The 14,206-nt window shown below is 70.2% G+C and carries 12 protein-coding genes; 2 read left to right on the top strand and 10 right to left on the bottom strand.

The window, feature by feature from the left end; translation table 11 throughout:
* The 7 genes from KTR66_RS01825 to KTR66_RS01795 form a co-directional block, all read right to left on the bottom strand.
* Complete coding sequence (locus tag KTR66_RS01825; RefSeq protein WP_371818976.1) at positions 1–1,305, bottom strand: CmpA/NrtA family ABC transporter substrate-binding protein; 1,305 nt, start codon at positions 1,303–1,305, stop codon at positions 1–3.
* A gap of 198 nt (positions 1,306–1,503) precedes the next feature.
* Complete coding sequence (locus tag KTR66_RS01820; RefSeq protein ID WP_213609746.1) at positions 1,504–2,289, bottom strand: SDR family NAD(P)-dependent oxidoreductase; 786 nt, start codon at positions 2,287–2,289, stop codon at positions 1,504–1,506.
* A gap of 26 nt (positions 2,290–2,315) precedes the next feature.
* On the bottom strand, positions 2,316–3,485 hold the full coding sequence (locus KTR66_RS01815) for a 3-hydroxybenzoate 6-monooxygenase (RefSeq protein WP_213609744.1): 1,170 nt from the start codon (positions 3,483–3,485) through the stop codon (positions 2,316–2,318).
* A 143-nt stretch (positions 3,486–3,628) separates the two neighbouring features.
* On the bottom strand, positions 3,629–4,582 hold the full coding sequence (locus KTR66_RS01810; protein ID WP_213609742.1) for an ABC transporter substrate-binding protein: 954 nt from the start codon (positions 4,580–4,582) through the stop codon (positions 3,629–3,631).
* On the bottom strand, positions 4,579–6,669 hold the full coding sequence (locus KTR66_RS01805; RefSeq protein WP_213609740.1) for a molybdopterin cofactor-binding domain-containing protein: 2,091 nt from the start codon (positions 6,667–6,669) through the stop codon (positions 4,579–4,581). Before KTR66_RS01805 ends, KTR66_RS01810 begins: the two co-directional genes overlap by 4 nt.
* Positions 6,666–7,151, bottom strand: a complete 486-nt coding sequence (locus KTR66_RS01800) for a (2Fe-2S)-binding protein (protein WP_213609738.1) — start codon at positions 7,149–7,151, stop codon at positions 6,666–6,668. Before KTR66_RS01800 ends, KTR66_RS01805 begins: the two co-directional genes overlap by 4 nt.
* Complete coding sequence (locus KTR66_RS01795) at positions 7,118–8,092, bottom strand: tripartite tricarboxylate transporter substrate binding protein (protein WP_213609736.1); 975 nt, start codon at positions 8,090–8,092, stop codon at positions 7,118–7,120. Before KTR66_RS01795 ends, KTR66_RS01800 begins: the two co-directional genes overlap by 34 nt.
* 126 nt (positions 8,093–8,218) lie before the next feature.
* Here KTR66_RS01795 and KTR66_RS01790 point away from each other — a divergent pair, with 126 nt between their 5' ends.
* Positions 8,219–8,671: a (2Fe-2S)-binding protein gene (locus KTR66_RS01790; RefSeq protein ID WP_213609734.1), complete on the top strand. Its 453-nt coding sequence runs from the start codon at positions 8,219–8,221 to the stop codon at positions 8,669–8,671.
* Positions 8,672–8,676: 5 nt separating this feature from the next.
* On the top strand, positions 8,677–10,818 hold the full coding sequence (locus KTR66_RS01785; protein ID WP_213609732.1) for a molybdopterin cofactor-binding domain-containing protein: 2,142 nt from the start codon (positions 8,677–8,679) through the stop codon (positions 10,816–10,818).
* 118 nt (positions 10,819–10,936) lie between these two features.
* On the opposite strand, the gene KTR66_RS01780 is transcribed toward KTR66_RS01785, so the two are convergent.
* From KTR66_RS01780 to KTR66_RS01770, 3 genes are read right to left on the bottom strand one after another with little or no spacing between them, the layout of a single operon-like run.
* Positions 10,937–11,671 carry a proteasome-type protease gene (locus KTR66_RS01780; protein WP_213609730.1) on the bottom strand — a complete coding sequence of 245 codons (735 nt, stop codon included), beginning with the start codon at positions 11,669–11,671 and terminating at the stop codon, positions 10,937–10,939.
* Between the two features lie 38 nt (positions 11,672–11,709).
* Positions 11,710–12,648 carry an alpha-E domain-containing protein gene (locus KTR66_RS01775; protein WP_213609728.1) on the bottom strand — a complete coding sequence of 313 codons (939 nt, stop codon included), beginning with the start codon at positions 12,646–12,648 and terminating at the stop codon, positions 11,710–11,712.
* On the bottom strand, positions 12,642–14,102 hold the full coding sequence (locus KTR66_RS01770; RefSeq protein ID WP_249731760.1) for a circularly permuted type 2 ATP-grasp protein: 1,461 nt from the start codon (positions 14,100–14,102) through the stop codon (positions 12,642–12,644). The genes KTR66_RS01775 and KTR66_RS01770 overlap by 7 nt, the downstream gene beginning before the upstream one ends.
* Positions 14,103–14,206: the final 104 nt, after the last annotated feature.

Raw genomic sequence — 14,206 nt, 5'->3', positions numbered from 1 at the left:
TCAGTTCCGCTTGATCGCGAAGCTCGCCATATAGGCTTCCGGCTGCGTCGGATCGAAGCGCTTGCCGAGGATGGTCTCGACGCGCATCGAATTGGCGGGCACCGCCATGCCGAGGTCGCGCATCACGCGCCCGGCATCGAGCGCGAGGAAGGTCTGCTCGGCCACCGCGCGCCAATCCACGTCGCGCTGCAGCTGGTTCCAGCGGCGCATCTGCGTGAGGATCCAGACCGCCATGGAGTGATAGGGGAAGGGGTCGAAGCCGATGCGGTTGGGCTGGCGCACCACCTGGCCCAGGCCATTCGCGAAGGTGCCGGTCAGCACCTGCTGCACCACGGTCAGCGGCTGGTTCAGGTAGTTCGGCCCATGGATGGCATTGGCCACCTCGACGCGGTTCGCCTGGTTGTCGGAATAGGCGGTCGCCTCCACGATGGCGCGCAGCAGCGCGGCATAGGTGTTGGGCGTGTCGGTAATCATGCTGCGCGGCACGGCGAAGGCGCAGCACGGATGCCCGTCCCACAGCTCGCGCGTCAGGATGTGGATGAAGCCCACACCATCGAAGACCGCGCGCTGGTTGAACGGATCGGGGCCGAGGAAGCCATCGATATTGTCGGCACGCAGATTGGCCACCATCTCGGGCGGCGGCACGGCGCGGATCTGGATGTCGCGGTCGGGGTCGAGGCCCGCTTCCGCCACATAGGCGCGCAGCAGGTAGTTGTGGATCGAGAAATCGAAGGGCACGGCGAAGCGGAAGCCGCGCCAATCCTTCGGGTCGCGCTTGTCGCGATGCTTGTTGGCGAGCGTGATCGCCTGGCCATTGATGTTCTCGATGGCGGCGACCGAGAAGGGAATGGGGTTGGCCACACCCACGCCGAGCGACATGGCGACCGGCATGGGCGCCAGCATATGCGCCGCGTCATATTCGCGCGCGATGGAGCGATCCCGGATCACCGCCCAGCCGGCCGTGCGGATCACTTCCACATTCAGGCCCTGGCGACGGTAGAAGCCCATCGGATCGGCCATGATGATGGGCGTGGCGCAGGTGATGGGGATGAAGCCGATCTTGAGGTCGCGCTTCTCGGGCGCGCCGGTCGCTTGCGCCATCGCCTCGCGCGCATTGGTCAGCGGCAGCACGCCCTCGAGCGCGGCCAGCAGCGTGCCGGCGCCGAAGGCCGTCAGCAGGTTGCGGCGGGTGCCGGCATCCGGGAAGGCGGCGCGGATCGCGGCCTCGTTCACCGCACGGCCCAGCTCGCCCGTGCCATCGGCCGGCGTCTCCTCGGCGCAGACGAAGCCCTGCGCGTGACTCACGCCGCAAGCGCAAAGATCGGCAGAGGTAAGACGGTTGAACATCTTGGCCATGGGGCGCTCCCTTCAGTCGGGCGCGCCCATGCATGCGCTGTGCCAGTGCGAGAGGGCACCGCCCTCTCGCGCTCTCCCGGCAGGAAACTCAAGTTTCCTGCACCTTCGGACGGTCAGCGCGCGATGATCTGCCTGAAATTCAGGCAATCACACGACGGGGCTGCGCCCGCCATCCACATTGATCGCGGTGCCGGTCACATAGCCGCCCTGCTCGCTCGCCAGCATCAGCGCCATGGCGGCGAATTCTTCGGCCTTGCCGATGCGCCCGAGCGGGACGGAGCGGCCCTGCTCCTCCTTCCACTCCTCCCAGGTGATGTTGCGCTTGTCCGCCGCATGGCGGCGCACCCATTGGTCGCTCTCGATGATGCCGACGAGCAGCGCATTCACCAGCACATTGTGCGGCGCATATTCATTCGCCAGCGCCTTGGTCAACGCCATGCCGGCCGCACGGCTCACGCTGGTCGGCGTCGAGGTCGCGAGCGGCGCCTTCGCCCCGATGTTCAGCACATTGATGATCCGGCCCCAGCGGCGCTGCTGCATCCCCGGCAGCACGGCGCGGCAGAGGCGGATGGCGGCCATCAGCTTCAGGTTGAGGTCGTCCTCCCAAAGGTCGTCGCTGATGTCCAGGAAGGGCCCGCGCTGCGAGGTGCCGGCATTGTTGACCAGGATGTCGATGGGCCCGATCGCGGCGGCGGCCGCGGAAGCGGCGGCGGCGCAGCCCTCGGCGGTCCGGATATCGGCGGGGATGGCGGCCACCTTCGCGGCCGGGGCGGCGGCCTGGATCTCGGCCTTGGCCGCCTCCAGCGCCTCCGCGCCGCGCGCGACCAGCGCCACATGCCCCCCCGCCTGCGCAAAGGCCTTCGCCATGGCGAGGCCGAGGCCCTTGGAGCCGCCCGTGATCAGGGCCTTCCGCCCATTGAGGGTGAGTTGCATGGCGCCGATTCCTCCGTGTTTGAAGGCTATGGTGCCTGCCAATCCGGCCCATCGTAAAGCCAGGCCATCCCCTCCCAGGCGGCCTCGGGGCTGCGGCCCATCAGCATGGCGTCGCGCAACTCCGCGCGGACATCGGCGGCGTGGTAGATCTCGCCATAGATGCGCGCCATGGATTGCACGCGGCCGGTGCGCAGCACGCGCGCCTCCTCATAGGCCGGCAAGGCGCGGTCCAGCGGCACCGCGTCCAGCATGTCGGCCAGGCAGAGCGCATCCTCCAGCGCCATGTTCGCCCCCTGCGCCAGGTATTGCAGCATGGGGTGCGCGGCATCGCCCAGCAGCACGGCCGCGCCATCCTGCCAGCCGCGCTTCGGTTCGCGGTCGCAGAGCACCCAGTATTTCCAGGTGTCGATCTTCTCCAGCATGGCCCGCACCTCGGGCCGCGTGCGGGCGAAGTGCTTGCGCAGCAGTGCCGGATCACCCGCCTGATCCCAGCCTTCCGAATACTCGGTGCTGTGGAAGACGGCGACGAGGTTCATGAGCTCGCCGCGCCGCAGCGGGTAATGCACCAGGTGCAGCCGGGGCCCGGCATGCAGCAGCACCTCGTCGCGCGGAATGCCGTCCGGCACCTCGCCCATCGGCAGCACCGCGCGATAGGCGATATGGCCGGAGACGACGGGCTTCTCCGCCCCCAGCATGGCGGTGCGGATGCGCGACCAGAGGCCATCCGCGCCGATGACGAGATCGCCGCGCTCGCTCGCGCCATCCTCGAAATGGAGCGCGACCTCGGCGCCGATGCGGCTGTAGTCGCGCGCCGAACGCCCGGTGGTGAGCGTGATGGCGGGATGCGCGGCGCAGGCGACGAGCAGCACGCCATGCAGATCGGCGCGATGGATGACGGCATAGGGCTGGCCGAAGCGGGCCTGGAAGCCTTCGCCCAGCGGCACGCGCGTGATCTCGTGGCCCTTCACGGCGCAGCGCATGACGAGCGCGCGCGGGATGGCGACGCGGCTCAGGATTTCCTCGCGCAGCCCCAGCCGGTCGAACATCTTGAAGACGTTCGGCCCGAGCTGGATGCCCGCGCCGATCTCGCGGAACTCCGAGGCGCGCTCGAAGACCTGCACGCTGTGGCCGCGCTGGGCCAACGCCAGCGCGGCGCCAAGGCCGCCAATGCCGCCGCCGGCGATGAGGATCTTCATGAAAGCCTCCCGAAGAAAAGAAAAAAGCCTCCGGCGGCTGGGGCCGAGAGGCCCCAGACCCCGATACCGCGCAGCCTTCCAAGCACGGCGCCAAGGAATGGGGTCTGGGGCCCCGGCCCCAGCCGCCGGAGGCCCCTTTTCTCTTACGCCACTTCCGCCAGCACCGAAGGATGGAACAGCTCCTCCGGCGTCAGGTCCCGCGCCGCCAGCCCATCCGCCCGCGCGAAGCGGATCATGGCGGCGATTTCGTCGCGGTTCTTCGCGAAGCCATAGGGCCAGACATCGCCGCCCATGGCGCGCTCCTGCTCCTCCATCGCGGCCGCGATCCAGGGCAGCGAGACGCGCAGCACATTCACCAGGCGCAGCTCCTCCAGGGAAAGGCGGCGGGCTTCGGCGAAGGCGCGGAACAGCACCAGCGGCAGCCACGGATTGGCCTCCGCCACATCGCGGCGGACGGCGAGGCAATGCATGATGGGGAAGAAGCCGGTCTCTCCGAACCAGGCCTTCTCGGCGGCCGGATAGTCGGGAAACAGGCGCGCGATCTGCGGATGCGGCGCGGGCGGGCGCGGGCCGATCATCGCATCCACCCGGCCTTCGCGCAGCGCCTGCTCCGGGCTTTCGCCCAGCGCCGCCACGTCGAATCCCTCGGGCAGCGTGATGGCGATGCGCTCGGCGCCGATGCGCCACTTGATGGCACGCGTGTCCACGCCATGCGTCTCGCGCAGGATGCCGCGCACCCACAGCGCCGCGGTCTGCTGGTATTCCGGCAGGGCGATGGTGCGGCCGGCGAGGTCCTCCGGCTTCGTGATGCCGCGATCCGTGCGGATGTAGATCGCGCTGTGGCGGAAGGCGCGGGAGAGGAAGACCGGCACGCCGATATAGGCACTGTCACCCCGCGCGGTCGTGGTGATGTGGCTGCCCATGGAGAGTTCCGTGACATCGAAGGCCTTGTCACGCAGCGCCCGCTTGAAGATGTCTTCCGGCTCGCCCGGAAGGGCGATGAACTCCACGCCCGGGATCTGCACCCGCCCGTCCAGGATGGGGCGCGTGCGGTCGGAGAGGGTGCAGGCCAGGGTGATACGCAGCTTCTGGGTCATCGGGTCAGGTTCTCGGGGGTGAAAGGCAGGCGGTCGGGCCGCACGCCCAGCGCCTGGTGGATGCCGCCCGCGATGGCGGCGATGGTCGGCGCCATGCTGGCCTCACCGGCGCCGAGCGGCGGCGCCTCGGGCCGGGCGATCAGGTTGACGCTGACGCGCGGCACGTCACGGAAGCGCAGCACGGGATAGGCCTCCCAGCTGTCGGAGGTGATGCGCATGCCATCCGTGGTCGCGGCCTCATGCAGCGCCACCGAGACGCCATGGATCGCGCCACCCTCGAGCTGGTTGATGGCGCCATCCGGGTTGATCACCTCGCCCATGTCGGCAGCGATGTGCAGCGCCACGCAGCGCACACGCTCCTCAGCCCGGACATGGGCTGCGACGGCGCACCAGGCGCCGGTGTTCTTGTAGCGCGCCACCGCGATGCCCAGGCCCTCATTCTCCGGCAGGGCGCGGCCCCAGCCGGCCATGCGCGCCGCCTCGCGCAGCACATGCGCGGCGCGGTCATCCTCGCAATGCCGCAGGCGGAAGGCGATGGCGTCCTCGCCGGCGAGCGCGGCCAGCTCCTCAATCACGCTCTCGATGGCCCAGACATGGATGAGGGCGCCCAGGCCCCGCAGGGCGGAGCTGCGAATGGGCATCTCCGTCAGCCGCGTCATGGTCGCGGAGAGTGCGGGCACGCGATAGAGCGGCACCATGTTGCGCTGCGCCCCGCCGCCACCGGCCAGCGGCGGGTTGATCGAGGGCGGGATGGGCGCACCGCCTTCCATCAGCGGCGCCGAGAGCAGCACCGGCGTCTTCACCCGCCCCGGCCGGCCGGAATGGCCGTTGGAGCGCACATGCACCCGCCAGGAAGCGAGGGTGTTGCCGGCATCCAGCCCGGCCTCGATCTCCACCAGCATCGCGGGCGAAAGCGGCGCCTGCGCCAGTTCCTCCGCGCGGGACCAGAGCACGCGGATGGGCGTGCCCGGGCAAAGCCGCGCGCAAATGGCGGCATCCAGCGCCACGTCATCCGCGCCATTGTGCCCGTAGCAACCCGAGCCTTCGACATGCTCGACGATGATGCTCTCAGCGGGCATCCCCAGCGCGAGGGCCAGGTCGGTGCGGAGATTGTAGGGCCCCTGCGTGTGGCTCCAGACGCGCATCGTGGTGCCGTCGAAATGCGCGATCGCACAGCAGGTGCCGACCGAGCCATGCGCGATGAAGGGCCGGAAGAAGCGCCGCGTGATGCTGCGCGTGGCGGGCGCGGGCGTGCCGTGCTCGGCCACCACGCTCTCCTCGCCGGGCGCCGTCTCCAGCCAGCGCGGCCAGTCCTGCGGCAGCGCGGCGCCTTCGCTCCAGCGCGCGGCGCGGCCAGCGCGTTCGGCGAGCTTTTCCGCCTCCGCCTCGGTGTCGGCGATCACGGCCAGCACATCGCCATCGCGCAGCGCGCCGGGCGGCGCTTCCAGCAGCCGCGCGCCGGGCGCGGGCGGGCGGATCATCCGCGCGTGGCGCATCCCCGCAAAGCGCAAATCCTGGATGAAGCGCGCCTCACCGAAGATCTTCGCCGGAAGATCCAGGCGCGGCGCGGAAATCCCCGTCACGCGCCGCGCGGCGGCGGGCTTCGGCCGCGCTTCGGGCGAGGCCTCGGCATCCAGCAGCTCCCGCTCGGCCAGCGCGGCATAGGAGCCGACGGGGCCATCGGGGCCAAGGAACACGCCATTCTCGACGCGCAACTCCTCCAGCGGCACGCCGCTCGCCTGCGACACGACGGAGAGGCACAGCGCCCGCGCATCCGCGCAGGCATGCCGCAGAGCCATGCCGCCTTCCTGGATGGAGAGGCTGCCGGAGGTCACCGCCTCATTCGGGCTGCGCCCCGTGATGGTGGGCGTGACCAGGATGCGCTCCAAGGCCACATCCAGCTCCTCGGCGGCGATCTGCGCGAGGGCCGTCAGGATTCCCTGCCCCAGCTCCACCTTGCCCGGATGGACGGCGACGCGGCCATCCGCGTGGAAGGTGAGCCAGGTGTCGAGGCGGCGGTTCACATGCAGGCTGCCGGGCAGTTTCGGCCGGTCATCTGGCCCAGCGCCGCCGAAGGCGAGGTTCATGCGCGCATCTCCTCAGCCGCGCGCAGGATGGCGCGGAGGATGCGGTTATGGCTGCCGCAGCGGCAGAGATGCCCCTCCAGCGCCGCGCGCAGCGCTGCCTCATCCGGCGCAGGGTTGTCGCGCAGGAAGGCCGCGGCCGTGACGATGATGCCCGAGAGGCAGAAGCCGCATTGCCCGGCCTGCTCGACGAGGAAAGCGGTCTGCAACGGGTGCGGGCTGCTGCGGGTGCCGAGCCCCTCCAGCGTCTTCACCTCACGCCCCGCCACGCCCTCCACAGGCAGCGTGCAGGCGGGCACGGAGCGGCCATCCAGCAGCACATGGCAGGCGCCGCAGGCCTCGGCCCCGCAGCCGAAGCGCGGGCCGTTCAGCAGGAAATCCCCACGCAGCGCGTGCAGGAGCGAGACGCCGCCCGGATGCGCGACCTCCGCGCCATTCAGCGTGAAGGCGATCACCCGGCGGTGATCCGCGCCATGCGGATCCATTCGCGTTGCCGCTCGATGTCGCGCGTGAGGAAGGTGCCGAACTCCTCGACCGACATGGGCAGCGGCTGCGCGCCAGCCGTCGCCTGGCGCTCCCGCGTCTCGGGCCGCTCGAGGATGCGGTTCACCTCCGCATTCAGCCGCTCGACGATCGGACGCGGCGTGCCCGCGGGCGCCATGAGGCCCAGCCAGATCGAGGCCTCATAGCCCGGCAGCGTCTCGGCCACCGCCGGCAGTTCCGGCAGCAGTGGGTTACGCTGCGGGCCGCTGGTGGCGAGCCCCCGCACGCGCCCGGCCGCGATCTGCTCGCGCATGGTGGGGATGGCATCGAACATGATGGGCACCTGGCCGGAGATCACCGCCGTGCGCGCCTCGTTCGAGCCGCGGAAGGGAATGTGCTGCATCTGCACATCCGCCATGGCGCGGAACACCTCGCCCGCGATGTGATAGGGCGTGCCCGGCCCGCTGCTCGCGTAGTCGTAGCGGCCAGGATTGGCCTTCAGCAGCGCGATCAGCTCCGGCACCGTGGTCGCGGGAATGGAGGGATGCACCACCAGCGCGTGATAGGCCACGTTGATGGCGGCCACCGGCGCCAGGTCCCGCATCAGCACATAGGGGCGGTTGGGCAGCAGCGTTTCATTGGCCGTATGCGTGTTGCTCATCAGCAGCAGCGTCTGGCCATCGGGCGGCGACTTCACCACCTGGTCCGTGCCGATGGTGGCCCCGGCCCCCGGCCGGTTCTCGATCACGAAGGGCTGGCCGAAGGCGGCGGCCAACGGCTCGCCCAGGAAGCGCGCCGCGACATCGGCCGAGCCGCCTAGCCCGAAGGGCACGATGATGCGCACCGGTCGCTGCGGCCAGGCCGGGGTTGCCCCTTGGGCCGAAGCTCGCCCCGCCAGGATCAAGGCCGGCGCGGCCAGCAGGAAAGGACGGCGATGCAGCATGGACGTGTTCTCCTTGCCCGCTACATCGCCCGCGATGACCGACCCCGCAAGTGGGACTTGCAGTGGCTCCCGCTCCCCTGCATAGATTTCGGCAAGGCAATCAAACGGCCATCCAGGGAGAACGTGATGATCGAGCTGACCATCAATGGGCAGGCGCGCCGCCTCGACGCCGCGCCCGACATGCCGCTCCTCTGGGCGTTGCGCGACATCCTGAACCTCACCGGCACGAAATATGGCTGCGGCATCGCGCAATGCGGCGCCTGCACCGTGCATCTGGATGGCCAGCCCGCCCGCGCCTGCCAGACCACGCTCGCCGATGCGGTCGGCAAGAGCGTCACCACCATCGAAGGCCTGCACCCCGAAGGGCGCCACCCGGTCCAGCTCGCCTGGATTGCGGCCCAGGTGCCGCAATGCGGCTATTGCCAGTCCGGCCAGATCATGGCCGCCGCCGCCCTGCTGCGCGAGACGCCGCGCCCCACCGATGCGCAGATCGACGCCGCGCTGGAGGGCCATATCTGCCGCTGCGGCACCTATCAGCGCATCCGCGCCGCGGTGCATCAGGCGGCGGCCCAGGGGTGATGACCATGCTCGACCGCCGCGCCCTTCTGCAATCCGCCCTTCTTGTCCCCCTCATGGCCGATGCCGCCATGGCCCAGGCGCCGGCCGCGCCCCCGCCGCCGACCATCGCGGGCAGCGGCGCCAATGGCACGCTGAGCGGCTTCCTGCGCATCGGCGCCGATGGCCGCGTGACGCTCTTCACCACCACCAGCGAATTGGGCCAGGGCACCCACACCGCCCATGCGCAGATCGTGGCCGATGAGCTGGGCTGCGCGCTGGAGGCGGTGACCGTCACCGTCGGCCAGCCCGAGCCCGCGCTGCGCCTGGCCGGCGTGAATGAGATGTACACCGGCGCCTCCTTCGGCATCCGGCAATGGGCGCCCCGCCTGCGCCGGGGAGCTGCCGCCGCCCGCACCGTCCTGGTCCAGGCGGCCGCCGAGCGCCTTTCCGTCCCGGCCGATAGCCTGACCGTCGCCGATGGCCGCGTGGTGCACGCCGCGAGCAACCGCTCGCTCGGTTTCGGCGAGTTGGCCGAAGCCGCCGCCCGCCTGCCGCTCCCTGAAATGCCCGCGATGAAGCCGGCCAGCGAGCGCCGCATCAGCGGCCACAACGCGCCGCGCGCCGACATCCCGGCCAAGACGCGGGGTGCCGCCACCTATGGCGTGGATGTGCGCCTGCCCGGCATGCTCTTCGCCGTAGCCCGTCTGCCCGAGGTCTTCGGCGCGGAACTGGAAAGCTTCGACGCCGCCCCCGCCCTCGCCATCCCGGGCGTGGTGCAGGTGGTGCCCATCCCGCGTGGCCTCGCCGTCGCCGCCACCAACACCTGGGCCGCCATGCGCGGCGCCGAGGCGCTGGTGGTGCGCTGGAAGGCCACGCCGCATGACGGCATGGATTCCGCCGCCGTCTCCGCCCGGCTGCGCGCCGCGCTGGACCAGCCCCAGGCGCAGCGCCCGCGCAATGACGGCGATTGGGAAGCGACCCGCGCCGCCGCCGCCCGCGTGGTGAGCGCGACCTACGAAGTGCCGTATCTGGCCCATGCGCCGATGGAGACGGAGAACGCGACCATCCGCATCACCGGGGACCGCGCGGAGATCTGGGCGCCCACCCAGCACCAGGATTGGTGCGTGCGGGACGTGGCGGCCGCGCTGAACATCCCGCCCGCGAACGTGACGATGCACACGACCTATGCCGGCGGCGGCTTCGGCCGGCGCCTGCATGTGGAAGTGGCCGCCCAGGCCGCGCATGCGGCGCGCGCGCTGGGCCGGCCCGTGCAGCTGATCTGGTCGCGCGGCGATGAATTCGCCCAAGGCTATTACCGCCCGGCCTTCGCGGCGAAGATGGAGGCGGCCCTCGATGCCTCGGGCCGCGTCACCGGCTTCAACATCCGCGGCGCCGGCGGCTCGGTCATGTATGACTATCGCCCCTGGCTCTTCCGCAACCCGAATTTCGTGGACCCCTTCGCGCTGCAGAGCGTGACGGACACGCGCTACCGCTTCGGTGCCTTCCGCGCCGAATATGCGCGCGTGGACCTGCCGCCCAAGGTCTGGCTCTGGCGCTCGGTCGGCTCCTCGCAATACGGCTTCTTCGTCGAGAGCTTCCTCGATGAGGTCGCCGCCGCCGCGAACAAGGACCCGCTCACGCTGCGCCGCGAATTGCTGGCGCATGACGCGCGCGCGCTGGCGGTGCTGAACCTCGCCGCCGAGAAGGGCGGCTGGGGCACGCCGCTGCCGCCCGGGCGCTATCGCGGCATCGCCTATATGGAGGCCTATGGCAGCCTCTGCGCCGAGGTCGCGGAAATCTCCATCACGCGCGGCGAACTCACCGTCCACAAGGTGACCGTCGCCTATGATTGCGGCGATGTGATCAACCCGGACACGGTGGCCGCGCAGATGCAGGGCAGCGTGGTCTGGGCGCTCTCGGCCATGAAGCATGAGGCGGTGACGCTGAAGCAGGGCCGCGCCGAGCAGCGCAATTTCGACAGCTACCGCATCGCCCGCATCAGCGAGGCGCCGGTGGTGGAGACGCACATCATCCGCAGCGGCCAAGCGCTGGGCGGCGTGGGCGAGCCCGGCGTGCCGCCGCTCGCACCCGCCGTCTGCAACGCGATCTTCGCGGCGACGGGCAAGCGCATCCGGCAATTGCCGCTGGCTGGCCAGGACCTGAGCTGATCCATGCCCTCAAACGCCGGGCGCGCGCTCCGCGCGCTTGGCTTCGCGGCACAGGCCGCGGGCCGCAATTCGCGGCCTCGGCCGCCGGCGGCGGCCGCCGATCAGGGGTCCTGGACCTTCAGGGAATGAAGTCCGGCCGCGGCAGCGCCAGATATGCATCCCGCAGCGCCTGCGACCAGCCATTGCGGATGGTCTGGTAATAGGGGTCATCCTCGGTGAAGCGCCGGCGCGAGGCGACGCTGCATTCGCCTGTGCGGATCACCGCGATGTCGAGCGGCATGCCGACCGAGAGGTTGGAGCGCAGCGTGCTGTCCATGCTGATCAGCGTGAGCGCCACGCCCATGACGAGCGAGGTCTCGGGCGTCAGCACGCGGTCCAGGATGGGCTTGCCGTATTTGTGCTCGCCGATCTGGAGGAAGGGCGTGTCCTCCGTCGCCTCGATGAAATTGCCCGCCGAGTAGATGAGGAAGAGGCGCGGCGGCCCGCCCGCGATCTGGCCGCCCAGCAGCAGGCTGCAATCGAAGCCGAGGCCCTGCGCGCCCAGCGCCGCGCCATCCTGCTGCTGCACCAGGCGCACCGCGGCCCCCACGAGCTGCGCGGCGCTCACCATGTCCGGCACGTCGGTCAGGCGCAGCTGCGCGCCATTGTGCCAGACGCCCGCCTGCAGGTGGTTCACCACGGCCTGGGTGATGGCGAGGTTGCCCGCCGTCATCATGACCAGGGCGCGTTCGCCCGGCTGCTCGACCACGAACATCTTCGAGAAGGTCGAAATGTTGTCGAGGCCCGCATTGGTGCGCGTGTCCGAGAGCATGACGAGGCCCTCATTCACGCACAGCCCCACGCAATAGGTCATTCCCGCGCCCTCCGTTGCAGCGCGCGGAGAATGCCCGATCAGGCGCGGATGTAGAAGGCCTGGACCGCCTCGCCCAGCTCCGCCGTGTTGATGATCATGGCGGTGAGGTATTCATGCAGCCCCGCCTCCATGATGTCCTCGATGCGGCCGGTGCGCAGCTGCGTGCGCAGCTCCTCCGCCAGGCGGTGCGGCTCGCCCCGCCGGCCATCCTGCTCGGCTGCGATCAGCTCCAGCACCTCGCAGACGCGGTTGTAGCTGGCGATCAGGCTGCGCGGCAGCTCGGGGCGCAGGATCATCAGCTCCGCGATGCGCGCGGGCGTGATGCGATCGCGGAAGACCCAGTGGTAGGCGCGCAGCGCGGAGAAGGATTGCAGCACCGCCTGCCACTGCCCATGGGCGACGGTGGTCTCGGCCTCGCTCTCCAGCACCTCATGCTTCACATCGAGCAGGCGGGCCGTGTTGTCCGCGCGCTCCAGCGCGGTGCCGAGCTGGACGAAGAGCCAGGCCTCGCCGCGCAGCATGGTGTCCATCGCCGCACCGTTGAACAGCAGCACGCGCTCGCGCACCCATTCGAGGAAGCCCGGCAGCTTCTCGCCCTGGAAATCCGCGGGGCCGATGCGCCGCAGATGGTTCCAGCTGTCGGACATGGCACTCCACATGTCCACGGTCAGCGCGGTGCGCACCGTGCGGGCATTGTGCCGCGCGGCGGCGAAGCAGGGAATGATGCCCGAGGGGTTGTCCGGGTCGCGCACCAGGAAGTCGATCACGGCTTCCTCGGTGATCTCCTGGTGCTTCTGGAAGAAGCCCGGCTCGCAGCCGGCGGCGACGAGAAGCGCGCGCCACTCATCGCCCTCATGGTTGAGTTCGGCCGTGAGCCCCGCCATGCGCGAGGCGACGGAAAGCCCGCGCGCCACATTGGCGGCGCGCTCGGTATAGCGGCCCAGCCAGAACAGGCTGTCGGCGGTGCGGCTCAGCATGCGGCGGCACCCCCATGCGCGGTGCTGGGTATGGGATCGGCCTCCAGCACCCAGGTGTCCTTCGTGCCGCCGCCCTGGCTGGAATTCACCACCAGCGATCCCTCGCGAAGCGCCACGCGCGTCAGCCCGCCCGGCACGATGCGCACCGCATCCTTGGTGCTCAGCACGAAGGGGCGCAAATCCACATGGCGCGGCGCGATGCCCTGCTCCACCAGCGTCGGCACGGTGGAGAGCGCCAGCGTGGGCTGCGCGATGTAGTCCTGCGGCTTGGCGCGGATGCGGGCCGCGAAGTCGTCGCGCTCGGCCTGCGTCGCGTGGGGGCCGATCAGCATGCCGTAGCCGCCCGAGCCCTGGGCGAGCTTCACCACCAGCTTGTCCAGATTGGCCAGGACCTCGCGGCGGTCCTCCTCACGCTCGCAGAGCAGGGTCGGCACATTGGCCAGGCGCGGCTCCTCGCCCAGATAGAAGCGGATCATGGCGGGCACATAGGGGTAGATCGCCTTGTCATCGGCGATGCCGCAGCCCGGCGCGTTGCAGAGCGCGACATTGCCGGCGCGATAGGCGGCGATCAGGCCCGGCACGCCCAGCATGCTGTCCGGCCGGAAGGCCTTGGGGTCCAGATAGTCGTCATCGATGCGGCGATAGATCACATCCACGCGCTTGGCACCCGCCGTGGTGCGCATGTAGACGATGTCATCCTCGACGAAGAGGTCCGGGCCTTCCAGCACCTCCACGCCCATCTCATCGGCCAGGAAGCAATGCTCGTAATAGGCGCTGTTGAAGCTGCCCGGTGTGAGGATCACCACCGTCGGGTCCGGCCCCGCGCGCTCCGGCGCGGCCGCCTTCAGCGTCGCGAGCAGATCCTCCGGGTAGCGGTTCACGGGCGCGATGCGGTGCCGCGCCATCAGGCGCGGGAACAGCCGCAGCATCGCCTCGCGGTTCTCCAGCATATAGGAGACGCCGGACGGCGTGCGCGCATTGTCCTCCAGCACGTAGAACTGGTCCGGTCCGGTGCGCACCAGGTCGATGCCCGCGATATGCGTGTAGATCCCGCCGGGCGGCAGGAAGCCCTGCATCTCGGGCCGGAACTGCTCATTGCCCTCGATCAGGTGGGCCGGGATGCGGCCGGCGCGGATGATCTCCTGCTTGCCGTAGATATCGGCCAGGAAGGCGTTCAGCGCGCGCACGCGCTGCGTGAGGCCGGCCGAGAGCGTCTGCCATTCCGCACGCGCCAGGATGCGGGGGATGATGTCGAAGGGGATGAGGCGCTCCGGGTCGCCGCCCTCGCCATAGACGGCGAAGGTGATGCCGACGCGGCGGAACAGCACCTCCGCCTCGGCCCGCTTGGCGGCGAGGTCGGCGGCCGGCGTCTCGCGGAGCCAATCGGCGATGGCCGCATAGGCGGGGTGGAGGGAGGCGCCCTTCCCCATCTCATCGAAGGCTTGGCTCGTCATGCACATCAATCCCGGTAGACTGCATGAGCTTTGCCGCAGCCCGGCGCCCTGCACAAGCCAGCCCAGCGTGGAATGCGCATCGGCCGGCCCGGCTTTGCCCAAGG

It is taken from the genome of Roseococcus sp. SDR, assembly GCF_019083995.1.
In the GTDB taxonomy this organism is placed as follows: domain Bacteria; phylum Pseudomonadota; class Alphaproteobacteria; order Acetobacterales; family Acetobacteraceae; genus Roseococcus.
Note: the sequence above shows the minus strand (reverse complement) of the source record. Positions and strands in the feature narration are given on the sequence as shown.